Annotated in this window: 14 protein-coding genes; 12 read left to right on the forward strand and 2 right to left on the reverse strand. The window is 64.9% G+C overall.

Features of this window, described 5'->3' with window-relative positions:
* The first annotated feature begins 244 nt into the window (after positions 1-244).
* The 11 genes from G7Y50_RS09055 (at position 245) to G7Y50_RS09105 (ending at position 18,049) form a co-directional block, all read left to right on the forward strand.
* Positions 245-2,659 (forward strand): molybdopterin-dependent oxidoreductase, encoded by a 2,415-nt coding sequence (locus tag G7Y50_RS09055; protein WP_165056515.1) that lies wholly within the window; start codon positions 245-247, stop codon positions 2,657-2,659.
* Positions 2,660-2,669: 10 nt separating this feature from the next.
* Positions 2,670-3,287: a 4Fe-4S dicluster domain-containing protein gene (locus tag G7Y50_RS09060; RefSeq protein ID WP_165056514.1), complete on the forward strand. Its 618-nt coding sequence runs from the start codon at positions 2,670-2,672 to the stop codon at positions 3,285-3,287.
* A gap of 13 nt (positions 3,288-3,300) precedes the next feature.
* Positions 3,301-4,542, forward strand: coding sequence for an NrfD/PsrC family molybdoenzyme membrane anchor subunit (gene nrfD / locus G7Y50_RS09065; RefSeq protein ID WP_165056513.1), 1,242 nt, complete (start codon positions 3,301-3,303; stop codon positions 4,540-4,542).
* A gap of 279 nt (positions 4,543-4,821) precedes the next feature.
* Positions 4,822-5,595, forward strand: coding sequence for a molecular chaperone (locus G7Y50_RS09070; protein ID WP_165056512.1), 774 nt, complete (start codon positions 4,822-4,824; stop codon positions 5,593-5,595).
* Between the two features lie 233 nt (positions 5,596-5,828).
* Positions 5,829-6,443, forward strand: a complete 615-nt coding sequence (locus G7Y50_RS09075; protein WP_165056511.1) for a DUF559 domain-containing protein — start codon at positions 5,829-5,831, stop codon at positions 6,441-6,443.
* Positions 6,444-7,155: 712 nt separating this feature from the next.
* Complete coding sequence (locus G7Y50_RS09080) at positions 7,156-10,617, forward strand: DNA-directed RNA polymerase subunit beta (protein ID WP_370458018.1); 3,462 nt, start codon at positions 7,156-7,158, stop codon at positions 10,615-10,617.
* A 2-nt stretch (positions 10,618-10,619) separates the two neighbouring features.
* Positions 10,620-15,023 carry a DNA-directed RNA polymerase subunit beta' gene (locus G7Y50_RS09085; protein ID WP_165056509.1) on the forward strand — a complete coding sequence of 1,468 codons (4,404 nt, stop codon included), beginning with the start codon at positions 10,620-10,622 and terminating at the stop codon, positions 15,021-15,023.
* Positions 15,024-15,269: 246 nt separating this feature from the next.
* Positions 15,270-15,689, forward strand: a complete 420-nt coding sequence (hisE, locus tag G7Y50_RS09090; protein ID WP_165056508.1) for a phosphoribosyl-ATP diphosphatase — start codon at positions 15,270-15,272, stop codon at positions 15,687-15,689.
* A complete protein-coding gene (gene glmM / locus G7Y50_RS09095; RefSeq protein ID WP_165056507.1) occupies positions 15,689-17,062 on the forward strand; it encodes a phosphoglucosamine mutase in 1,374 nt (457 codons plus the stop codon). Before hisE ends, glmM begins: the two co-directional genes overlap by 1 nt.
* 280 nt (positions 17,063-17,342) lie before the next feature.
* Positions 17,343-17,705 carry a type II toxin-antitoxin system Phd/YefM family antitoxin gene (locus G7Y50_RS09100; protein ID WP_165056506.1) on the forward strand — a complete coding sequence of 121 codons (363 nt, stop codon included), beginning with the start codon at positions 17,343-17,345 and terminating at the stop codon, positions 17,703-17,705.
* On the forward strand, positions 17,702-18,049 hold the full coding sequence (locus G7Y50_RS09105) for a type II toxin-antitoxin system RelE/ParE family toxin (protein ID WP_165056505.1): 348 nt from the start codon (positions 17,702-17,704) through the stop codon (positions 18,047-18,049). The genes G7Y50_RS09100 and G7Y50_RS09105 overlap by 4 nt, the downstream gene beginning before the upstream one ends.
* Before the next feature lie 178 nt (positions 18,050-18,227).
* Here G7Y50_RS09105 and ppk1 read toward each other — a convergent pair whose 3' ends face one another.
* Together ppk1 and G7Y50_RS09115 are read right to left on the reverse strand one after the other, a co-directional pair.
* On the reverse strand, positions 18,228-21,248 hold the full coding sequence (ppk1, locus tag G7Y50_RS09110) for a polyphosphate kinase 1 (protein WP_165057031.1): 3,021 nt from the start codon (positions 21,246-21,248) through the stop codon (positions 18,228-18,230).
* Between the two features lie 96 nt (positions 21,249-21,344).
* Positions 21,345-22,271: an exopolyphosphatase gene (locus G7Y50_RS09115; protein WP_165056795.1), complete on the reverse strand. Its 927-nt coding sequence runs from the start codon at positions 22,269-22,271 to the stop codon at positions 21,345-21,347.
* A gap of 142 nt (positions 22,272-22,413) precedes the next feature.
* Here G7Y50_RS09115 and G7Y50_RS09120 point away from each other — a divergent pair, with 142 nt between their 5' ends.
* Complete coding sequence (locus tag G7Y50_RS09120; RefSeq protein WP_165056796.1) at positions 22,414-24,012, forward strand: polyphosphate--AMP phosphotransferase; 1,599 nt, start codon at positions 22,414-22,416, stop codon at positions 24,010-24,012.
* The last annotated feature ends 479 nt before the right edge of the window (positions 24,013-24,491 follow it).

Consider the following 24,491-nt stretch of genomic DNA (forward strand, 5'->3'; position numbering starts at 1 on the left):
TCTTGATTGTCATAGGACAATCCTGCTATAGTAACCTCAATGGAATTTGGCCGATTCTATCGTGACGTAAAGAGGTGGATGGCTTCGAGGAGTTGTCCACGAGGGGCATCGGTAGTTCGAGCCTTAAGCCAGGTGGCATGCGCAGCTGTCTGACGAAGGGGAGAGCGAGGCGGAACGCAGGAAGAGGTGGGCGTTTTGCCCAATGCGTTCAGCAAGAGATGCTTCGCCAATTCTAGGAGGAGAAATGTCAACAGCGAACAGCTCGCGAGGCGGGCTCACGCGTCGAAGCTTTCTCAAGACGGCAGGGGCAGCGGCTGGCGCCGTCGGCCTTGCGGGCGCTGCCAGCATGACCAGCACGAGCGGCTGGCTGGCCCCGGCCCAGGCTCACGCCGAGCCCGAAGAGCGCGTAGCGTACACGTTCCACTATCGTCATTGCCAATGCAACTGCCATCTGAAGTGCACCGTGCGAGATGGACGCATGGTTCTGATCGAACCCAACGACTGGCCGAATAAGCGCAATGAAACCGTCTGCCTCAAAGGGATTTCGGAAATCCAGCACACGTACAGTGCCGATCGCATCCAGGCCCCTCTTAAGCGCGTAGGGGAACGTGGCAAAGGAGAGTTCGTTCAGATTACATGGGATGAGGCGTTGGATACCATCGCTGACAAGGTGAAGGAGACTTGGGAGAAAGACGGCCCTCAAGCAATAGCCTTCCAGACGGCGGTCGACTCCCTAACCACTTTTCTGCCCAAGCTCCTAAAAGGGCAGGAGAAGCCTCGTCGCGGCATAGATATCGGTTTGGGCAATGGATTCTCTCCGGCGTTGGCTGAGTCGGGTCAGCAGGGTGCGTCTTCCAACGAGGTAACCGACTGGAAGAACGCCAAGACCATTCTGAACGTAGGGTGCAACATGCTTGAAACCTGCATGGTCACATCAAAGTACTTCTTCGATGCGAAGGATGCGGGTTCGGAAATCATTACGATCGATCCCAACTTCTGCACTACGGCTGCGAAGAGTTCGCGTTGGATTCCCATCGTTGCCGGGACCGATCCGGCGCTCTACTTGGGAATGGTGTCTGTCATTCTCGAGAAAGGTTGGTATAACGAGAGCTATCTGAAGGTAAACACGAGTATGCCCTTCTTGGTAAAGCGCTCTGACGGATCGCTTCTGAGGCGTGATATCGTGTCTGATGCTGCTCAGACGGGTACCGAGAACCCCTTTATGGTTTGGGATGAAGGGACGGAATCAGTTGTTGAGTACCTGGCGAACGGCGTTTCTCCAGCGTTAGAGCACGAAGCAGTCGTTGATGGTGAGGCTTACGCCACGGTATTTTCCCTGTTGAAAGAGAATCAGCGGCAGTATACGGTCGCGTGGGCCTCTGAGCTTACAGGCATTGCGGAGGAGACGCTTGTTGAACTGGCGGACAAATATGCTAACCACGGTCCTTCCATTCTCTCGTTTGGATTCGGTGGCGGCGAGAAGTTCTACAACGCTGATGTGGCTGGCCACGCAGCAGTTTTACTTGCGACGCTCGTGGGCTCCTTCGGGACGGACGTTCCTGGTTGGGGCGCTGGTGCCTACGTGAACTCGTACCAGAAGATATTCGGCGCGGGCAAGTTTGCGAGTTGGCCTTTGCCGAGCGAGTGCAAGACCGCAAAAGCCGCCAAAGGCAGCGTAGACTGCCGAGATGACAAAAGCGGCATCAAGTTCCTGTGGGCGCAAAATGGAGCGTTTCAGCAAGTTGCGGGAAACCAGAATCGAACCGACGAGTGGGCTCGGAGCCTTGATTTCATTGTCGTTCAGGATATTTGGCATACGCCGACGGTCGACTGGGCTGACATCGTTCTACCAGTCTGCTCTCATTTTGAGTGTGACGAGGAAATTGGCTTCGTTCGAGCCTTGCGAGGGCACGTTCTTCTGCAGCAAAGAGTCCTCGATCCCTTGTTCGAGAGCAAAACAGACTTCTGGATCGAGCGTGAGATGGCGAAACGTCTCGGCTATGGCGACAGCATGCCCGCAAGTCAAGAAGAGCTTACCCGGTTCCAGCTAGAGAACTCCACTGACAAAGCCGTCGCAGGTATAACGCTCGATGAGGTCGTTGCGAGCAAAGGTGTTGTGGCATTGAGAAATCAGCCCGAGATAGCACGCAGCTACAGCGGCCAGACTTATAAGACGAAGTCTGGGAAGATAGACGTGTACTATGAGGATCTCGTGAGCTATGGGCAAGCGCTTCCCACTTGGGAAGCTCCGCACGAGGCGTATGCGGGCAACGTTCTGCGGGAGCGATACCCGCTCCATATGACGCAGCGCCGATCGAGGTATTTCGTTCATCAGAACTTCATGGATGCGACGTGGATTCGCCAACACTACGATCCCGCCGTCGAGATGAACCCTATCGACTTGGCTGCGCGCGGCTTGGTCTCAGGTGATACGGTTGAGGTGTTCAACGACAGGGGCTCGTTCAAGTGTGAATGCGTGGCGACGGAGGCTGTCTGTCCCGGTATGGCGATCATCGTTGAAGGCGTATGGCCAAAGTTCATGGTCGAGGGTAACTTGCAGAATGTGACGAACGATGCGGTGAACCCGAGGGGCAAGGCGCTTGCGAAGGGACGGGTCATTCCTTTCAATGACACGCTTGTTGAAGTCAAGAAAGCATAGGTGATGCGCTATGACAAAATTCGGAATGGCGATCAACCTCGATCGCTGCATGGGCTGCAATACCTGCGCCATGGCTTGCAAGATGCAAAACAACGTGCCTATGGGCATGATGTGGAACCGTGTGATTGTTGAGGGCTGCGAGAATGAGTTCGATGCGCAAGGCACCTACCCCAACCTTGCGCGCACCTATCTCCCCATAGCTTGTCAGCATTGCGAAAACCCCGCGTGTCAGCGCGTGTGTCCGACGGGCGCTACGTACAAGGACGATAAGGGGCGCGTGCAGATCGACTACGACAAGTGCATCGGCTGTCGCATGTGCATGGCGGCCTGCCCCTACAACGCTCGCGTGTTCAACTGGAATGATCCGGTTCGCGACCCAGATTTCTGCTACGGGGATGCAGGCGTGCCGGTGCGATCCAAGGGCGTAATGGAGAAATGCACCATGTGCAAGGAGCGCACTGACCGTGGCGACGAGCCGATGTGCGTGCGCTGTTGCCCTGCGGAGGCTCGCACCTTCGGGGACCTCGATGATCCGAGTTCCGAGGTTTCCCGCCTTATCCGCGAGAAGAGCGCCTACGTCCTGCTGCCCGAGCAGGGCACGCGCCCGCAAGTCCGTTATTTCAACTGAGGGGGTGCTTGGAATGCAAACTGCTTCACCTAAGTTCAAGATTGTCGCGGGCGTGCTCGGCGTGCTGACGGCGGCCGGCGTAGCCGCGTGGATTTACCAGCTCATGGGCGGCCTCGGAGTCACCGGCATGAACAACGGCACGTCGTGGGGCCTCTACATCACCATGTTCATGCTGTTCGTGGGCCTTTCAGCCGGCGGCCTGATCGTAGCCTCCTCGGCGAGCGTGTTCCACATCACGAAGTTCAAGGCCGTGGCCCTGCCCGCCATCATCCTGTCGACGGTGTGCATCTGCGCGGCCGGCATGTTCGTGCTCATCGACATGGGCGGCATCCAGCGCGTGTGGCGCATCGTCACCGGGCCGAACCCCACGTCCCCGCTGCTCTGGGATATGTGCGTGATCACCGTCTACCTGGTGCTCAACATTCTGTACCTGCTGTTCATGACCAGGTATGGCGTCGACTCCCGCAAAGTCGAGGTCGTCTCGCGTTTCGCCCTGCCAGCCGCCATCCTGGTGCACTCCGTGACGGCGTGGATTTTCGGCCTGCAGCTGGCGAAAGAGTGGTACTCGGCCATCATGGCGCCTATCTTCGTGGCGTCGGCCATGGACTCGGGACTCGCGCTTCTGCTGGTGGTGCTCGTGGCGCTTGACGCCGCAGGATGGTTCAAGTTTTCACGCGAGCTCATGAAGTCACTCGCGGGGCTGCTTGCAACTTGCATCGCGATCGACGCGTTCTTCATCGGCTGCGAGGTGCTCACCATGGCATATCCGGGCGCGAGGGGCGCCGAGGCACTGTCCATCATGCTTGGTGGTGCTACTGCCCCGTTCTTCTGGTTCGAGATCGTTGGCGGTCTGCTCGTGCCCTTCTGCGTGTTGGTGTTCGCGAAGAACCGCGCCAACGTGAAGCTCGTGGTGGCCTCGAGCGTACTGGTGGTTCTGGGCGTGCTGTGCAAGCGCGTATGGCTGCTGTTCACGAGCTTCGTGGTGCCGAACGTCTATGGCGCACCGGGTATCGCGAGCGGCTCGTCGGCTGCTGCGCATGCGACCGGCGTCGATATGTGGGCGGCGACCAGCTCGTACGCGCCCACGTGGGTTGAGCTCGTGGTGGTTGCGGGCGTGCTGGCGCTCGGTGCGCTGGTGTTCATGCTGCTCGCTCGCAAAATGCTGGTTGAGGGAGGCGGCAAGAAGAAGGCGCAGGTCGCCTCGGCCGTCAGAAAGGAAGCTGCTTCAGCTGCTGGGGCTGAGGCTTCCGCCTAGGATTCGGCCTGCCGTTCTTCCGGCTGCCATCCCTGCCGGGTTTTGCCTTCCCGGCTTGATGGCGCCTTCGTCCTTTCTGGCTTAGCGGGCAAGCACCCTTGCCCACCCTGATTCGACAGACAAGCCCTCCTGCCCTCCTCGGGCTTGTCTGTCGGCTTCCTCGCTTTTCCCTTTTCCGGCGAGGAGGGCCGTAATTGCGGCTTTTCGCAGTTGCGGCCTTTAGATGAGGCATGCCCTCCTGTGCCGTTCAGAAGCTCCTATCGAAGAGAAGGTTTCACTATGCTCTACTCGCAAGATTGGCAAACGCTTTCCGCGGCATATGCTTTTATCGGGAACTCCCTGCTTACGCCCATGAACCAAACATCTCACGAGGGGGCAGACCCTGAGTTCTGGGTTTCCTTCCCCGACTTTGCCGACGGGGCCGTGCGCGCTGCGGCTGACAATCTCAGCGAATGGGCGCGCCGTGCCGGAGAGGCCGGTGAGGACGCTGCTGTGCAGAAGGCTGCCGTGGAGCACACTCACCTGTTCGTGGGTCCGCCCAAGCCGGCTGCTGCTCCTTGGGAGGCCTTTCACCGGGGCTCTTCTGAGGTGAGTGTGGGCTTCGGTCAGGCCACTTATGAGATGCGCGCGTTGTTGCGAGAGGCGGGCCTTGAGTTGTCGGGTCCGTCTAACCAGTATGAGGACCATATGGGCGTGGAGCTGCTTTTGCTCTCGGAGCTGTGCCGTCGAGCTGCTGAGGCTGCGTCGGCGCGACGGGCGGCTGGTCCCGAAGCCGGGTTTGCCTCTGCCCTCGAATCTGAAGCCGTGCTTGATTCCGGGTCCGATCAAGCCGCCAAGCCCGGCCTTGCTTCTGGTTCCGCCTCAACTGCCGAGTCTGCCGATGAGCTTTTTTCCTTAGAGGCGCAAGTGCGCACGTTCATCGAGGAGCATCCTCGGGCTTGGGTGGGCCGCCTCATTGAGGCCGTGCGTGCCGATGCCCCGTGCGGCTATGTTGATGGCTTGTTGGGTTTGGAGCGGGCTCTGCTTGAGTGGCATAGGCGGCAGCTTGCCTGAGGCTCTTTAAGGAAGGACGCCTGGGGTTTAGCTTCGGCTTTCGGCTTTCGGCTCTCGATTCTCGATTTCGGCCTCTCGTTTCGGCCCTCGCTTCGATTTCGCCCCAGTTTTGGCCTGCAAGCTGGCTTGCAGGCTGATTTCTCACAGCGCCGTTGGACTGGTTTGCCCATGGGGTTCCCTTCGGTGGATAACCTGGAAGCCTCGTCTTGGCGCACTGCTTGGATGTTGTTCGCATGCTGCTTGACCTGCGTGTTTCATGCGAAGGGCAGCAGCATGCCACAGCGTTTGCTCCAAATGGCGAGATCGCGGCGTTGATCCGCCATGTTCCCGCTGAATTTCTGCGGAGATTTGCCATATATCTGCTAGATTTAGACGTGCTTTTCGATGGCGCCGCGCCGCGACGGGCGCTTGCGCAAGTTCACGACGGCTCCGCTTCGCCTCGTGAGACCGACCTGGTGATGCGCATAGCGCTTCCAAGCAAGTGGGGAGGCTACGGCATTGGCGGAGCGCGGCTGAACCATCGCATTGAGATGGGTGCTCGAGCTCAGTCGCAGACGAGCCAGAGCTATTATGTAGCCGATATGTGCTGGCCGGAGAAGAAGCTGGTCGTTGAATACGACTCCGACCTTCACCTCACCTCGTCGGGGATCGCCCATGATGCCGCGAAGCGTCGCGCGCTGGAAGCAGCCGGATACAAAGTCATCACGGTGACCAGGCTCCAGCTTGACAGCCTGCTGGAGATGGACCGGATTGCGCGGGCGATAGCTCGCCATCTGGGGATTCGCCTTCGCCCGCAAGCTGCTGACTTCAAGCAGCGTCAAAGCGCCCTGTTCTCCGCTCGGGCATAGCTGCTTGCGCGGCCGGCTCCCTACGTTGTCGGCTCTCTACGCGGCCGGCTCCCTACGTTGTCAGCTCTCTGCTCTGTCGGCTCCCTGATAGGTTGTATGGGGCGCTGTGAGGCACTGCGGAACCGATAACGACGTTTTTTCATCCACCTCCTCGGGAAAGGTGGATGAAACGAGTCCGTTATCGGTGCCTCGAGCCTCGAAAACCACCGATAACGCGGTTTTTCCAGCCATTTTTTCCAAGAAACCACCGATATCGGCCTCTTTTCATCCAGAATCGCCAAAGGGTGGATGGAAAACTGCCGTTATCGGTGGTCTGCTTCGGGAGGGTGGGTCTCGACGGCCTGCTTTAGGGAGGCGGGACGGCAGCCTGCCCCGGGGGCGCGGGCGGGACGGCAGCCTGCCTCGGAAGCACGAACGGGACGGCAACCTGCCCCGGAAGCGTGAGCGGGACGGCGACTTCCCTCAGGGCTGCTCGCGGCAGCCGTCTGCCCTGATCGCACGCGGTTTTCTCGCCTCAAACTCCAGCAAATTTCCATAGCTCGTTAAAATTTTCCTTGACACTGTGCCGGATTCATAATATCTTAATAAATTGCAACTTTTTGCAGATTTGCGATGCGCGTGAAGGAGGAAAAGCCTCGTGGCTCAAGGAGAAAACATCGCTTCCACCAGCCTTTATAGGAATCGCAGAAGCTTCGCCAAGATCCCCGACGTCATGGACGTCCCGAATCTGATCGGCATCCAGACGGATAGCTTCGAGTGGTTCAAAGAAGAGGGCCTGACCCAAGCCTTCGCCGACGTCTGTCCCATCGAGAACAACACGAAGGACATGTGCGTCGAGTTCGGGCGGCATGAGTTCGGCGATCCCAAGTACACGGTCGATGAGTGCAAGGAGAAGGACGTCTCCTACCAGGCTCCGCTGTTCGTGGAGATCCGCTTCATCAATCGCGAGACGGGCGAGATCAAGGAGCAGGACGTGTTCATGGGCGACTTCCCGCTCATGACCCCGCGCGGCACGTTCATCATCAACGGCACCGAGCGCGTTGTCGTGTCCCAGCTCGTGCGCTCCCCGGGCGTCTACTTCGCCGCCGAGCGCGACAAGACGTCTGACAAGACCATCTACAACGCGAAGGTCATCCCGAGCCGCGGCGCGTGGCTCGAGTTCGAGACCGACAAGCGCGACCTGCTCTCCGTGCGCATCGACCGCAAGCGCAAGCAGCCGGCGACCCTGCTCGTGCGCGCGCTCGGCCTGGCCGAGACGAACGAGGAGATCATCGAGCTTCTGGGCAACTCCGAGATGGTGCTGCGCACGCTCGACCGCGACCCCGCCACCACCAAGGAAGAGAGCCTCATCGAGCTCTACAAGCGCTTCCGCCCCGGCGAGCCGCCCACCATCGACAGCGCCCGCACGCTGCTCGAGGGCCTGTTCTTCAACCCGCAGCGCTACGACCTGGCGAAGGTCGGCCGCTACAAGATGAACAAGAAGCTCGGCTACGACCCCGACGAGAACGCCTCCTCCACGCTCACCGACGAGGACATCGTGCGCACCATGCGCTACATCATCGCGCTGCACGAGGGCGACGAGGGCTTCGCGACCGATGACATCGACCACTTCGGCAACCGCCGCATCCGCACGGTCGGCGAGTTGATCCAGAACCAGTTCCGCATCGGATTGTCCCGCATGGAGCGCGTCGTGCGCGAGCGCATGAGCATGCAGGAGCCCGACGAGATCACGCCGCAGAGCCTCGTGAACATCCGCCCCATCGTGGCGGCCATCAAGGAGTTCTTCGGAAGCTCCCAGCTCTCGCAGTTCATGGACCAGACCAACCCCGCCGCCGGCATCACGCACAAGCGCCGCCTGTCGGCGCTCGGCCCGGGCGGCCTGTCGCGCGAGCGCGCCGGCTTCGAGGTCCGCGACGTCCACACCTCCCACTACGGCCGCATGTGCCCCATCGAGACGCCTGAAGGCCCCAACATCGGCCTGATCGGCTCGCTGGCGACCTACGGCCGCATCAACCCCTACGGCTTCATCGAGACCCCGTACCGCCGCGTGGTCGACGGCAAGGTGACTGACATCGTCGACTACCTGACCGCCGACGAGGAGGAGAACTACGTCATCGCCCAGGCGAACGACCTGTTCGACCCCGAGACGCGCGAGTACGGCTCCTTCGACAAGGACGGCAACTGGGTCAAGGCCGCCCGCGTGCTCTGCCGCACCAAGAACGCCGCCGGCGAGTTCGGCGAGCCCGACGAGGTGGCGCCCGAGCTCGTGAACTACATGGACGTGTCCCCGCGCCAGATGACCTCCGTGGCCACCTCGCTCATCCCGTTTCTGGAGCACGACGACGCGAACCGCGCCCTCATGGGCTCGAACATGCAGCGCCAGGCCGTGCCGCTGCTGCGCCCCACGGCGCCGCTCGTGGGCACCGGCATCGAGCACCGCATCGCGGTTGACTCCGGCGAGATCCTCGTGGCGCAGCGCCCCGGCGTGGTCGACTACGTCGACGGCCAGACCATCATCATCCTGAACGACGAGGGCGAGTACGACGAGTACCTGATCCCGAAGTTCCAGCGCTCCAACCAGTCCGGCTGCATCAACCACCGCCCGCTCGTCCGCAAGGGCGACGAGGTGGCCGCGGGCGACGTGCTCGCCGACGGCCCGAGCTGCGACGGCGGCGAGCTGGCGCTCGGCCAGAACCTCATGATCGCCTACATGCCGTGGGAAGGCTACAACTACGAGGACGCCATCATCGTGTCCGAGCGCGTGGTGGCCGAGGACCTGCTCACGTCCATCCACATCTCCGAGTACGAGGTCGACGCGCGCGACACCAAGCTCGGCCCCGAGGAGATCACCCGCGAGATCCCCAACATCTCCGACGACATGATCTCCGACCTGGACGCCGACGGCATCATCCGCGTGGGTGCCGAGGTGTTCCCGGGCGACGTGCTCGTGGGCAAGGTCACCCCGAAGGGCGAGACCGAGCTCACCGCCGAGGAGCGCCTGCTGCGCGCCATCTTCGGCGAGAAGGCCCGCGAGGTGCGCGACACCTCGCTCAAGGTGCCGCACGGAAGCGGCGGCCGCGTCATCGGCATCTACCGCTTCTCCCGCGAGAACGGCGACGAGCTGGCGCCGGGCGTGAACGAGCTCGTGCGCATCTACGTGGCCCAGAAGCGCAAGGTGCAGCAGGGCGACAAGCTGTCCGGCCGCCACGGCAACAAGGGCGTCATCTCGCGCGTGCTGCCCGTGGAGGACATGCCCTACCTCGCCGACGGCACCCCCATCGACGTCATCCTGAACCCCCTGGGCGTCCCCTCCCGCATGAACGTCGGCCAGCTGCTCGAGAACCACCTGGGCTGGGCCGCGAAGTGGGGCTGGTCTGACGAGGACGAGACCGACGAGGTGGTCGAGGGCCCGATGTACGTGGCCACGCCGGTGTTCGACGGCGCCACCGAGGACGAGATCTCGGACGCCATCGAGAAGGCGAACCGCAACCTCATCAACATCAACCACAAGAAGTACGGCGACATGGCCCGCGACGAGCTGGTCCCCCAGCTCTCCCGCACCGGCAAGACGTGGCTGTACGACGGCCGCACGGGCGAGCAGTTCCGCGAGCCCATCACGGTCGGCCAGACCTACATCCTGAAGCTCGGCCACATGGTCGACGACAAGATCCACGCGCGCTCGACCGGCCCCTACAGCCTCATCACCCAGCAGCCGCTCGGCGGCAAGGCCCAGTTCGGCGGCCAGCGCTTCGGCGAGATGGAGGTGTGGGCGCTCTACGCCTACGGCGCCTCCAACGTGCTGCAGGAGATCCTCACGGTCAAGTCCGACGATACGGCCGGCCGCGTGAAGAGCTACGAGGCCATCGTCAAGGGCGAGAACATCCCGGCGCCCGAGGTGCCCGAGTCGTTCAAGGTGCTCGTGAAGGAGATGAAGTCGCTGTGCCTCAACATCGAGCTCGAAGGGCGCAACAACCAGGTCCTGAGCGAGGACGAGACCGGCCAGACCGACCTTGACCAGGCGCTGTTCGAGGCGATCGCCGCCGACGCCCGCAAGACCGAACAAGAGGAGACCACCAGCGCCATCGACGACATCGCGGCGGAGCTGGGCGAGCTCATGAGCGAGGTTTCCCAGGCAACCGGCAACGACCTCATCGGTGAGGGAGAGGAGGCTTAAAGATGACCACGGAATTCGACGTGAACAATTTCGATGCCCTGCGCATCTCCCTTGCCAGCGCAGAGGACGTGCGCAGCTGGTCGCGCGGCGAGGTGAAGAAGCCCGAGACCATCAACTACCGCACCCTGAAGCCCGAGAAGGACGGCCTGTACTGCGAGAAGATCTTCGGCCCCACCAAGGACTGGGAGTGCGCCTGCGGCAAGTACAAGCGCGTGCGCTTCAAGGGCATCGTGTGCGAGCGCTGCGGCGTCGAGGTGACCCGCTCCAAGGTGCGCCGCGAGCGCATGGGCCACATCGAGCTGGCGGCTCCCGTGAGCCACATCTGGTACTTCAAGGGCTCGCCCTCGCGCCTGGGCTACCTGCTCGACATCCCGCCGAAGGAGCTTGAGAAGGTCTTGTACTTCGCCAGCTCCATCATCACGAGCGTCGATAAGGAGGCGCGCGAGGAGGACGCCGAGGACCTGCGCGACGAGCTGGCCGCCGACCTCGAGGAGCTCGACGCCGAGCGCGACCGCATCATCGAGGCCACCCGCAAGCTCTCGACCGACTACGTGCCCGAGGACGACGACTTCGTCGACGACGTCGACGAGGACGAGCGCCTCACGCCCGAGGAGGTCGAGGAGGAGATCGCCGACATCTACGAGGAGTTCAACGAGCGCAAGGCGCTGCGCCAGGACGCCTTCGACGCCTTCATGAAGATCGAGCCCAAGCAGCTCATCCCCGACGAGGCGCTCTACCGCGAGATGCGCGCGAATTACCGCGACTACTTCACGGGCGGCATGGGCGCCGAGTCCGTGCGCGACCTGCTCGAGGCCATCAACCTCGAGGTCACGGCCGAGGACCTGCGCGAGGTCATCGCCACGGGCAAGGGCCAGAAGCGCGCCAAGGCCATCAAGCGCCTCAAGGTGGTCGACGCGTTCCTCAAGTCCGACAACAAGCCCTCCGACATGATCCTCGACGTGATCCCGGTCATCCCGCCGGATCTGCGCCCGATGGTCCAGCTCGACGGCGGCCGCTTCGCCACGTCCGACCTGAACGATCTGTACCGTCGCGTGATCAACCGCAACAACCGCCTGAAGCGCCTGCTCGACCTCGGCGCGCCCGAGATCATCGTGAACAACGAGAAGCGCATGCTGCAGGAGGCGGTGGACTCGCTGTTCGACAACGGCCGCCGCGGCCGCCCCGTCACGGGCCCGGGCAACCGTCCGCTGAAGTCCATCTCCGACATGCTCAAGGGCAAGCAGGGCCGCTTCCGCCAGAACCTGCTCGGCAAGCGCGTCGACTACTCCGGCCGCTCGGTCATCGTCGTCGGCCCGCAGCTCAAGCTGCACCAGTGCGGCCTGCCGAGCCAGATGGCGCTAGAGCTCTTCAAGCCCTTCGTCATGAAGCGCCTGGTGGAGCTCGAGTACGCCGCCAACATCAAAGCTGCCAAGCGCGCGGTTGACCGCGGCGCCAGCTACGTGTGGGACGTGCTCGAAGAGGTCATCCGCGAGCACCCGGTGCTGCTGAACCGCGCGCCCACCCTGCACCGCCTCGGCATTCAGGCCTTCGAGCCGGTGCTCGTCGAGGGCAAGGCCATCAAGCTGCACCCGCTCGTGTGCACCGCCTTCAACGCCGACTTCGATGGCGACCAGATGGCCGTGCACGTGCCGCTCGGCGCCGAGGCCCAGGCCGAGGCCCGCGTGCTCATGCTGTCCTCCAACAACATCAAGTCGCCGGCCCACGGCCGTCCGCTGACCGTGCCCACCCAGGACATGATCATCGGCCTGTACTACCTGACCGCGGCGCGCGACGGCTTCCCGGGCGAGGGCCGCGCGTTCATCGACATCGACGACGCCATGAACGCCTACGACGCCCGCGCCGACCTTGACCTGCAGGCCAAGATCTGGGTGCGCCTGCGCGTGGACTGCAAGGTGGCCACGGCCTTCGGCGTGTTCGAGGAGCACAAGGCGGGCGACCGCATCCAGACCACGGTGGGCCGCATCATCTTCAACAACGTGCTGCCCATGGACTACCCCTTCCTGAACTACGAGATGAACAAGAAGGAGATCAGCCGCCTGGTCGAGGACGTCACCAACACCTACGAGCTGTCCGAGGTGCCGCCGATCCTCGACGGATTGAAGGACGCCGGCTTCCACTACGCCACGCGCGCGGGCGTCACCGTCTCGGTGTACGACGCGACCGTGCCGCCGAACAAGGCCGAGATCCTGGCCGCCGCCGACGAGAAGGTGGCCGCCATCGACGAGGACTACGAGTTCGGCCTGATGAGCGAAGACGAGCGCCACAAGCAGATCGTCGACATCTGGAACGCCGCCAACGAGGAGGTCGGCGAGGCCATGGCCGACAACTTCGACAAGTTCAACCCCATCTACATGATGGCGTTCTCCGGCGCCCGCGGCAACATCAAGCAGATCCGCCAGCTCGCCGGCATGCGCGGCCTGATGTCCGACCCGAAGGGTGAGATCATCGACCGCCCGATCAAGGCGAACTTCCGCGAGGGCCTGTCGGTGCTGGAGTACTTCATCTCCACGCACGGCGCCCGCAAGGGCCTGGCCGACACCGCCCTGCGCACCGCTGACTCGGGCTACCTGACCCGCCGTCTGGTGGACGTGGCGCAGGACGTTATCATCCGCGAGATCGACTGCGGCACCCCCGAGGGCGTGCCCTACCCGATCCTCAACGAGAAGGGCGACCTCGACGAGAACCTCATCGGGCGCTGCCTGCTCGAGGACGTGGAGGGCGCAGGCGGCGAGGTGCTCTTCACCGCCGACACCTACATCGCCTCGATGGCCGACCTCAAGAAGATGCAGGCCGCGGGCGTGGAAGAGGTGGTCATCCGCACCATCATGACCTGCCATGCCGAGCACGGCGTCTGCCAGAAGTGCTACGGCTGGGACCTCGCCACGGCGCGCCCGGTCAACATCGGCACGGCAGTCGGCATCATCGCCGCCCAGTCCATCGGCGAGCCGGGCACCCAGCTCACGATGCGCACGTTCCACACCGGCGGCGTCGCCGGCGAGGACATCACGCACGGCCTGCCGCGCGTCCAGGAGCTGTTCGAGGCGCGCAAGCCGAAGGGCCTCGCCGTGCTCGCGGAGATCGCCGGCACGCTGCAGATCGCAGGCGACAAGACGTCCAAGACGCTCACCATCCACGACCAGGAGGGCAACTTCCGCGAGTACGTGGTGTCGGCGCGCGCCCAGATGCTGCCGGGCGTGACCGACGGCTGCGAGGTCAAGGTGGGCCAGCAGCTCACCAAGGGCTCCGTGAACCCGCACGACCTGCTGCGCCTGACCGACCCGAACACCACGCTGCGCTACATCGTGAGCCAGGTCCAGGGTGTGTACGTGTCCCAGGGCGTGGACATCAACGACAAGCACATCGAGGTCATCGCGCGCCAGATGCTGCGCAAGGTGGCCGTGCTCGACGCGGGCGACTCCGACTTCCTCCCGGGACGTCAGGTCAACCGCTTCGAGTTCGAGAAGGCGGCCAACGAGCTCATCGCCGAGGGCAAGGAGCCGCCGGTGGGCCAGCCGCTGCTCCTGGGCATCACCAAGGCGTCCCTGGCGACCGACTCGTGGCTGTCCGCCGCGTCGTTCCAGGAGACCACCAAGGTGCTCACCGACGCCGCCATCGAGGGCAAGACCGACCACCTGGCCGGCCTGAAGGAGAACGTCATCATTGGCAAGCCGATCCCGGCTGGCACGGGCCTCGCGCGCTATCGCAACGTGGGCCTGACCTACAAGGGCCGCCCGGTGAGCCCGGTGGCGGGCGACGCGCTGCCCGACTACGCCCCCGACGCGCTGCGCGAGATCGAGGACCTGCTGCCGCAGCCGCAGGACTGGTCGCTTGACGCCGACGGGTACTTCAACGCCGGCTCGAGCTTCGGCGGCTACTACAGCGCGCTGTCGATGGGGCACCGCGGGCACAACCTCTCCGACGAGGACGCGCGCCTCTACATCTACGATGACCTGGGCGTCTCGCAGCGCTGGGCCAACAAGTTCTCCGAGGCGGGCATCGAGACGGTGGCCGACCTGCTCGGGCACACCGAGGAGGACCTGCTGCGCATCGAGGGCATCGGCGTGAAGGCCATCGAAGAGCTCAAGGAGGGCTTGGAGGAACGCGGCCTCATGCACGTGATCGAGGACGACCTGGCGGCGACGAGCGACGACATGTCGCAGCTGCTTGACATGGTGTTCTCGCCCGACGACACCATCCTCATCGGCGGCGACGAGCCCCCGACGTTCAACACCGACGGCGAGGAGATGCTCGGCGAGGCGCTGCCCCCGCGCTCCTACCAGCGCAACCTCGAGGAGCTCGACGCTCTTCTGGGGTCCGTGGGCGGCCTGGGCTTCGGCATCACCAGCAAGGAGGACGAAGAGGCCTCCAACAGGCTGGACGACTAGCTGTCAGCGGGAGGGGGCGCGCGAGCTTGCGCGCCCCCTCTTCTTTGGCGGGGGAGGCTGGCCGGCTCGCCCTTGCGAGCTTGCGGGGCACGGTGAGTCTGCCGCTGTGGGAGGCGGGGCGGTGCTCAGTCGCTCGAACAGTCCTGCTCGCGCGAAATGCCCGCTGGGCATTTCGGCTCGTGCGGAACTCGCTTGGTGAGCACCGCCCCGCCTCCCGCGACGGCAGGGTTTGACGAAGGAATGACTATGGCGGTTAAGACCTATGTACCCGAGGGCGAGGCGGTGCCCGCCTCGCAGATCGGCTCGACGCTCGAGGCGCTCGCGGCCACCATCGCGGCGCGCCGGGGCGCGGGCGCGGAGAGCTACACGCACCAGCTTCTGTGCGGTGAGCTGGACCGGCCGCTGAAGAAGGTGGCCGAGGAGGCCGTCGAGGTGGGCCTCGCGGCGAAGGACGCCGACGCCGCCTGCGGGGCCGACCGCGACGCGGCGGTGGACCACCTGCGCTACGAGGCGGCTGACGTGGTATACCACCTGATGGTGGTTTTGGAGCGCTTCGGCATCTCGATCGACGAGTTCGCCGCCGAGCTCAACAACCGCATGACCGACGCGGAGCGCCCTGCGGGCGCGGTCCGCTTGCACGACCGATATGTGAGAAGGGGAAAGTAATGGCCCGTCTTTTTGGAACTGACGGCGTTCGCGGCGTGGCGAACGTCGAGCTGACGAACGAGATCGCCTACCGCCTGGGGCAGGCGTCCGCCGAGTTTCTCGGCAAGACCATCGTGGTGGGCAAGGACACGCGCCTGTCGGGCGACATGCTCGAGGCGGCGCTCGTGGCCGGCATCACGAGCGCGGGCGGCACGGCGCTGCTCGCCGGCGTGATCCCCACGCCGGGCGTGGCGCTGCTGGTGCGCGAGCTCAACGCCGCGGGCGGCGTGGTCATCTCGGCCTCGCACAACCCGCCGGAGTACAACGGCATCAAGCTCTTCGACGCCGAGGGCTTCAAGCTGCCCGACGCGGTGGAGGACGAGATCGAGGCGTTCATCACGGCGGGCGGCCTCGAGGGCCGCGTGGCGGCCGCGCGCGCGGCGGGCGATGAGGAGGCCGCGATGCCTTCTGGCCCCGACCTGGGCGTTGCCGTCGAGGTCGAGGACGCGTGCGAGATCTACGTGGAGCACGCGGTGCGCTCCATCGAGCGCCAGGGCATCAGCTTCGCCGGCATGACCATCGCGCTCGACACGGGGCACGGCGCCTCCTCGCTCACGAGCCCCGCGGCCCTCAAGCGCCTCGGCGCCGACGTGGTGGTCATCAACGACGACTACGACGGCACCGACATCAACGTGAAGTGCGGGAGCACCCACCTCGAGCCCCTGCGCGAGCTCATGGCGGAGAGCGGCGCCGACGTGGGCATCGCACACGACGGCGACGCCGACCGCGTGATGCTCATGACGCCGGCGGGCGACGAGATCGACGGCGACATCGTGGAGGCCGTGTGCGCGCTCGACATGAAGGAGCGCGGCGCGCTCGCCGGCAACACGGCCGTGTCGACGGTGATGTGCAACCTCGGGTTCGTGCACGCCATGCGCGACGCCGGCATCGACGTGGTGCAGACCAAGGTGGGCGACCGCTACGTGCTCGAGGAGATGCGCGAGCACGGCTACGCCATCGGCGGCGAGCAGTCGGGGCACATGATCCTGCTCGAGCACAACTCCACGGGTGACGGCCTCATGACGGCCGTGCAGTTTCTGGCCGCGGTCAAGCGCTCGGGCAAGCCGGTCGAGGAGACCATCAAGGTCATGACGAAGTTCCCGCAGGTGCTCATCAACGTGCGCGTGAAGGACAAGCACGCGGTGGGCGAGAGCGCTCAGGTGGCCGAGGCCGTGGCGGCGGCGGAGGCCGCGCTCGGCGACGACGGCCGCGTGCTTCTGCGTCCCTCCGGCACCGAGCCGGTGGTGCGTGTGATGGTGGAGGCGCTCGACGAGGCCGCCGCCGACGAGCACGCGAAGGCGATCGCCGCCGTGGTCGCCAACGTGGAGGGCTAGGCGTGACGCCAGCTTGACCTGCAAGTCAAGCGTGCCTGCAAGGCAAGTAAGACGCATGGGCTGGGATTGCACCTGCAATCCCAGCCCTTTTGCATGCCTGCCCATGATGCTGGGGGTGTTCGTGTTCTTGGGCGTCGATGGCGCGGGGGCGCGAGCAAGCGAGTTCTGTGGTGTTGGGGCGATCCTCGCATGCGCGCCCACTTTCTTGATCTTGTCGGAATTGCATATTAAAATACGTAAGATAATATGCAATTTATAATGCCCTACAAGGAGGACCAACATGACGCCTGCTGTTCTCGAGAAGCCGAGGTTCAACGTCGATCAGCTTACTTCTGCCACTGAGGCGGCGAAGAGATTCTCCGAGGTGCGTAAACGCGCGAAGAAAGAACCCCAGTTCATAACGGATCGCAACGCGGTCGACTCCGTCATCATGTCCTACGAAGAGTTCGAGGCCATGTACTGCGAACTTGCGGGCTACCGCGAGCGCGAGCTGCTCGCCGTCGCTGCCGCGCGCATCGCCGAGGGTGACGCTGCCGCAGGTCGAGAGCGCGTCAGCTTGAAAGAAGCCATGGGCGAAGACGGCTACGCCGAGTACCTGGCCTGCGATGCTGACTCCATTTCCGACGAGGATCTGTTCGAATGAGCGGCAGATTCCAGGTTGCTTTCTACAACGAAGCCGCCGCTAAGGAGTATCGCAAGCTCGATGGCTCGATGAAGAAGCTGGTCAACATAGCGCTCAAAAAGTTGGAGACGCGGGCTGACGAAATCGGCACCCCTCTTGAGCGGGAGTTGTCGGGCTGCAAGAAGATCAAATGGCGCAATGCCGGCCTTCGCATGGTGTTCAGAATCGTTGACGAGAAGACTGTTGAGGTCGTGGAGATAATTGCGATCGGGCAGCGCGACAACGAGCGAGTCTACAAGCTTGCAACGCGCAGGTTCGAGACGCCTGGCGGCAGGATCGGGGTGGAAGGCGAGAGGCGCGCATGAGAGAACTCGAGAGCATCCCGCTTGGCTTTGGCGGGAAGGGAAGGGCCCGGGATCGGATGATCCCGGGCCCTTCGTGCGTCAGGGGATAGATTGCGCGGCGCGCCCGCGGTGTTTCACGCGGCGCCCTCAGGGCGCGTCACTCCGAGGAGCGGCGCGCCCGCGCGCCCGCGGCCGCTCGCTACTTGCGCCTTCCCAGGGCGCCGAGCAGGCGGCTCAGGAGGCTGGGGCGCTTGGAGGGTCGGGGAGCCTCGCGGCGCGCCAGGGCGTTCTCGCGTGCCGCCTCGGCAGCCTGCTTGGCCGCGTCGGCTGCGGCGGTTCCGGCGCTGCGGGCTGCCTGGCGGGCCGCCCGCGCGGTGGTGCTCCGCGCGCTGCGCGCCGCGTCGGCCGCGCTGGCCCCCACCTGCTTGGCTGCGTCAGCCGCCACGCTGCCGGCCGACTTCGCCACGCTCGCGGCGACGCCTCCGGCGACGACGGCCGCGCTGCCCGCCGCGTGCGCCACGCTGGTGGCGGCGCTCCTCGCAGCCGCCTTGGCGTGCTCGATCTGCTCGGGGCTCGGTGCGGCCACGTGCACGCGCGTGCCTTCGCCGCCGAGCTCGCCGGGCATCTCGTCAGCTTCGTCAGAGGCGGCCCCGTCCTCGACGGGCGTGGCCTCGACGACGATCTCCTCGACGGCGGCCTCGACGCCCGGCGCGTCCGCGTCAGCTGCCGCGCCAGCTGCCGCGCCTGAGGCACCCGCGCCCGCGCCCGGCGCGCTCGCGCCAGCAGTCCCGGCGGCGATCCCGGCAGCCACGGTCCCCGCTGCGCCCACGGTTGCGCTCGCGACGCCGGCAGCCTCGCCGACGCTCATGAACACCTTCCCTGCCACCGTGGTGGCCTCGTCCTCGTCGATCGCGGGGGCGTCCACGAACTCGGACACCTCCTCGCCGAGGGGCTCGTGCGCGAACGCGCGCCCGCCCACGCTTATGCGGTTGGCCTCGCGGTGCGCCTCGAGCTCGGCGGCGGCCAGGTGCTTGCGCTGCGCCTCGGCGATCAGGTAGTTCTGCGAGTCGAACAGGGGAGCGCCCGGCTCGGCGAAGTACCCGAGCTCGGTGTAGGCGCTCGTGGGCAGAAGCTCGCGCAGCTTGGCGGTGTCGCTCATGCAGGTGGCCAGGTAGCCGAGCACCTGGTCGCGCAAGTCGTTGTTCAGGATGGGCCAGGCGATCTCGATGCGCTTGTCCATGTTGCGCGTCATGAGGTCGGCGCTCGACAGGTACACCTTGCAGTTTTCGAGCGGGCCGAAGCAGTAGATGCGGCTGTGCTCGAGCAGACGGCCCACGATGGACACCACGCGCACGCGGTCGGTGAAGCCCTCCACGCCCGGCACGATGCAGCTGATGCCGCGCACGAACAGCGTGCAGTCGACGCCGGCCTGCGAGGCCTCGGCGATCTTGTCGATGACCTCCTTGTCGGTGACCGAGTTCGTCTTGAAGTACAGCCCGCAGGGCTCGCCCCGCCGCGCGAGCGCGATCTGCTCGTCGATCCCGGCGATGATGTTCTGCTTGATCTGCAGTGGCGCCACCCACAGGATGTCGTAGCTGTCGGAGGCGTTCTCAAGCGCCATGTTGCGGAAGAACTGCACGGCGTCGCGCCCGATGGAGGGGTCGCTCGTGATGAAGGAGAAGTCGGTGTACAGGCGCGCCGTCTTCTCGTTGTAGTTGCCCGTGCCGAGCTGCGTGATGTGCTGCAGGCCGCCGTCGGTCTGGCGCGTGATGCAGCACACCTTCGAGTGCACCTTGAAGTCGCGGAAGCCGTAGATCACGTGGCATCCGGCCTGCTCGAAGCGCTGCGACCACTCGATGTTGTTGCTCTCGTCGAAGCGGGCGCGCAGCTCGAACAGCGCGGTGACCTCCTTGCCGGCCTCGGCCGCCGCGATGAGCGCCTCGGCGAGGTGCGAGTGGCTGGCCAGGCGGTACAGCGTGATCTTGATGGAGATCACCTTCGGGTCGGCCGCGGCCTCGCGCAGAAGCTGCACGAACGCGTCCATCGACTCGTAGGGGTAGGACAGCAGCACCTCGCGCTCGCTCACCTGGTCGATGATGGGGCGGTTGCGGTCGAGGCATGCGGGCCACTGGGGCGTGAACGGCGTCTGCGCGAGCACCGCGCGCTTCTTCGCCGACACGCGGCCGGCGAGTCCCCAGGTGAAGCCGAGGTCGAGCGGCACCGAGGTCACGAACAGCTGGTGCTCCTTGAGCCCGAGCTTCTCGAGGAGGAGGGGCTTCACGATGCTCGACAGCTCGCGCTCGCTCTCGAGGCGCACCGGCGCCAGGCGCGAGCGCTTCTTCAGGATGCGCTTCATGTGCTCGCGGTAGTCGTCGCCCTGCTCGTCGGCGCCCTCGGTGGCGTCGAGGTCGGCGTTGCGCGTCACGCAGATCACGTTGGTGTGCTTCACCTTGTACATGGAGAACACCTCGGCGGCGTACATCTCGATCGCGTGCTCGAGCAGGATGAACGAGGTCCCCTTGCCCGGCAGCTGCACCACGCGGTCGCACTGGCGCGGCAGCGGGATGAGGCCGAGCGTCACGCCCTCGGCGCCGAGGTCCTTGGTGGCGCGCGCCTCGCGGGCGGCCTCCTTCGCCGCGGCCTTCCCGGCCTTGTCGGCCTTCGGGTCCTTCGCGCGGGACTTCTTGTCCTTCTTCGGCAGCGCGCGCTCGTCGAGGCGCACCACGATGTAGAGCGCGCCGTTCTCGAGGTGGGGGAAGGGGTGGCGCGCGTTGATGATCTGCGGCGAGAGGAACGGCATGACCTGGGCGTGCACGTAGTCGTCAAGGTAGGAGCGCTGGTCGTCGGTGAGGTCGGCGGCGCGCACGTTCTCGATGCCCTCGGCGGCGAGCTGGGCGCGCAGGTCCTCGTAGGTGCGCTCGTAGTACGGGTAGAGCTCGTGGCAGCGCGCGTAGATGGCGTCGAGCTGCTCGGCGGGCGTCATGCCCGACTTCGAGTCGATGATCGACTTCTTGACCAATGCGAGGTCGGTCAGGCTGCCGACGCGTACCATGAAGAACTCCTGGAGGTTGCTCCAGAAGATGGAGATGAAGTTCAGGCGGTCGAGCAGGGGCACGGTGGCGTCAGCGCCCTGGTCGAGCACGCGCTTGTTGAAGGCGAGCCAGGACAGTTCACGGTTCTGCATGTAGGGGAGTCTGAGGGGTGCGACGTTACGGTCCATTGCATCTCGCTTTCTCTTTGTGGGGGCGACGGCATGCGTGCGCAAGGCGCGCAAGCGTCAAAGGGCTTGGGGCGCGCCAGGGAAGCCTCGAAAAGCCTACGCTTCCAGTATACGCCTAATGAGGAATCCTTCGCGCACGCCGTACTTGCATATTTCCAAACTCTCGGCGCCGAGCGCGCGCATGAGCGTGATCGCGATGAGGCAGCCGGGCACGAGCGTGTGCAGGCGGTCAGGCGTGGCCTTCACGGCCAGGTGCGCGAAGGTGTGCGGGTTGCGCGCCAGGAGGGCCAGCAGCGCGTCGAGCTGGTGGAGCTCGAGCACGCGCGGGCGGCCGGACGTGCCGAAGGCGGCGGCGTACATCTTGGCGGCGGCGCGCGTGGATCCGCCGACGCCGTACAGGCGCGCGGCGCGGTACGGCTCGAGGTCGCCGAGCGTGTCCAGGTGCGCGGCGAAGGCGTCCTCGATGACGTGCATCTCGTCATGCGTGGGCAGGATCATGTCCACGAACTGGGCGTACGACGACACGCTGCCCTGCGGCAGGCTCACGCCGCAGCTGTCGGCGCCGCCCTCGACGCGCGTGAGCTCGGTCGAGCCGCCGCCGATGTCGATGAGCGTGCCGCGCTCGATGGCGCGGTCGCACGTGGCGCCCACGAACCCCAGGTGCGCCTCGTCGCGCGCGGAGAGCAGCTCGACGGGCAGGCCGATGGCGTCGCTGATGGCGCGCGTGGCGGCCTTCGAGTTCGTGCAGTTGCGCAGCACGGCGGTGGCGAACACGCGCACGCGATCGCAGCCCACGTTGCGCGCGCGGCGCAGGTGCTCGGTGAGCACCTCCACGGCGCGGTCGATGCCGGCCTGGGTGAACACGCCGTCGCTCACGTAGGCGGACAGCCCCGCGATCTTCTTCTCGTTGATGACGCTGTGGAAGTCCTTCTTCGAGAAGGGCTTGCGCGCGTTGCCTGCCACCTCGTAGACCACCAGGCGAATGGAGTTCGACCCCAAGTCGATGACGCCGTAGTATGCCATGAGCCTCCCTCTCCGCCCGCCCGAGGGCGCGCAGCCAGTGATAACAGTGATAATATGGTTCCATCTTATCAGTTTCGATGCAATTAGGCGCGTTCGCATGCCGTCAGGCGTTGTGCGCGGACGCGTGCGAGGAGGCACCGCCATGCTTGAGAAAGTCGACTTCAGCCAAAAGCCCCTGACGAAGGAAGCGTACAAGCAGGACTATGACGAGCTCGTCGACCGCTTGGTGGTGCTCCAGCAGCAGGCGCGCGAGAAGGGCGTGGGCCTGGTGGTGCTGTTCGAGGGATGGAACGGCGCGGGCAAGGGCAGCCGCATCTCCGACCTCATGTACAACCTCGACGCGCGTGCGACCAGCGTGTACGTGGCGTCTGACGTGGACGCGTCCAAGGTGCGCGACTTCCCCGGGCGCTCGAACGGCGTGTCGGACTACTTCCCGCTCATGCAGGAGTACTGGCAGGCGCTCGGCGAGCGCGGCGCCATCACGTTCTACGACCGCGGCTGGTACACCAAGGCCACGCAGCGCATGCTCGCGCGCACGGCGGGAGAGCTCCTGCATCCGCGCGAGGGCGCGCGCCACTACCTCGAGCCCATCCGCGACTTCGAGCGCCAGCTCGTAAGCGACGGCTACGTGGTGGTGAAGTTCTTCGTCCACGTGACGAAGAAGGCCCAGCGCAAGCGCCTCGAGCGCCTCTATGACGACCCGGCCACGCGCTGGCGCGCGCCCGAGAAGAAGCTCGCCAGCACGCGCAGCTACGAGGACCAGTACGAGCTGTACGACCGCCTGCTCGAGGGCAGCAACTTCGACTTCGCGCCGTGGGTGCTCGTGAACGGCGAGGACAAGCGCGCCGCCAACCTGTCCATTGCGCGCACGCTCGTGACGGCCTTCGAGGATGCGCTCGCCCGCAAGGCGCACCGGGACAAGCAGGCCGTCCCCGCGGTGGAGCCCGACACCCCGCCCGCGGAGGCCGCGCGCATCCAGCACGCGTTCGCGCCGGCGGCCTCGCGCTTCGCCATCGTGGCCGACTACCCGCAGGTTGACACCATCGACCACACGCTCGCCCTCGAGCGCGACGAGTACAAGTGCGAGCTCAAGAGGCTGCAGAAGCGCCTGTTCCGCCTGGAGAACATGATGTACCAGGCGCGCATCCCGCTGATCATCATGTACGAGGGCTGGGACGCCGCCGGCAAGGGCGGCAACATCAAGCGCGTGGCCCAAGCGCTCGATGCGCGCGCCTACACCATCTTCCCGAGCCCCGCGCCCACGAAGTTCGAGCTGGCCCACCCGCATCTGTGGCGCTACTGGACGCGCCTCCCCAAGGCAGGGCACGTGGGCATGTACGACCGCTCGTGGTACGGGCGCGTGCTGGTGGAGCGCGTGGAGGGCTTCGCCACGCCCGAGCAGTGGTCACGCGCCTACGACGAGATCAACGAGTTCGAGCACGACCTGTTCGACTGGGGCGCCATCCTGCTGAAGTTCTGGGTCGACGTGAGCCCCGAGGAGCAGCTGCGCCGCTTCGAGGCGCGCGCGGCCGATCCCTCCAAGCAGTGGAAGATCACGCCGGACGACTGGCGCAACCGCGAGAAGTACCCGCAGTACAAGAGCGCCATCGACGACATGTTCCGCCTGACCTCGACCACCTACGCCCCCTGGGTGGTCCTCGAGAGCGACAACAAGCTCCACGCCCGCGTGAAGGCCCTGCGCACCATCGTTGACGCCTTGGAGGATCGCTTGGGAAAGTAGGGCGGCGCTGCTTGCGGAAAGCGAGGGGTCGCGCTAGTATGTTCGGATGCATGTCTCGACCCGCGCGCAGCGGCGCGCCTGACGCCGAAGAGGTAGCCTTATGAGCTTTATTCCCATGGAAGCGGTCTGGGTGATTGTCGCGATCATCGTCCTGATCATCGTGATCTTCATCGCGAAGGGCTTCATCGACGAGATGAAGAAGTAGCATCCGATGAGCACCTCGCCTCGCATCGCAACGTGCTCGCGCGCGAGCTTCACGCCGCGTTGCCAGGCAGGATGAATTGCATGTTAAACCTTGTGGGCGCCCCCGATGACCGGGGGCGCCTCCTATTATGATGGCGTCGCATCGTTTTTGAGAGGACCTCATGGCTCGACACGTAAGACAACCGCAACCACCCGACTCCCAGCCGACGCCGCCCGCGCGCCCGCGCGCCCGCCGCGCCGCCGAGCCCGCGCCCGCGCCCGCGGGGCGTTCGCAG

Origin of the sequence: Adlercreutzia sp. ZJ176 (genome assembly GCF_011038975.1) — a bacterium.
In the GTDB taxonomy this organism is placed as follows: domain Bacteria; phylum Actinomycetota; class Coriobacteriia; order Coriobacteriales; family Eggerthellaceae; genus CAAEEV01.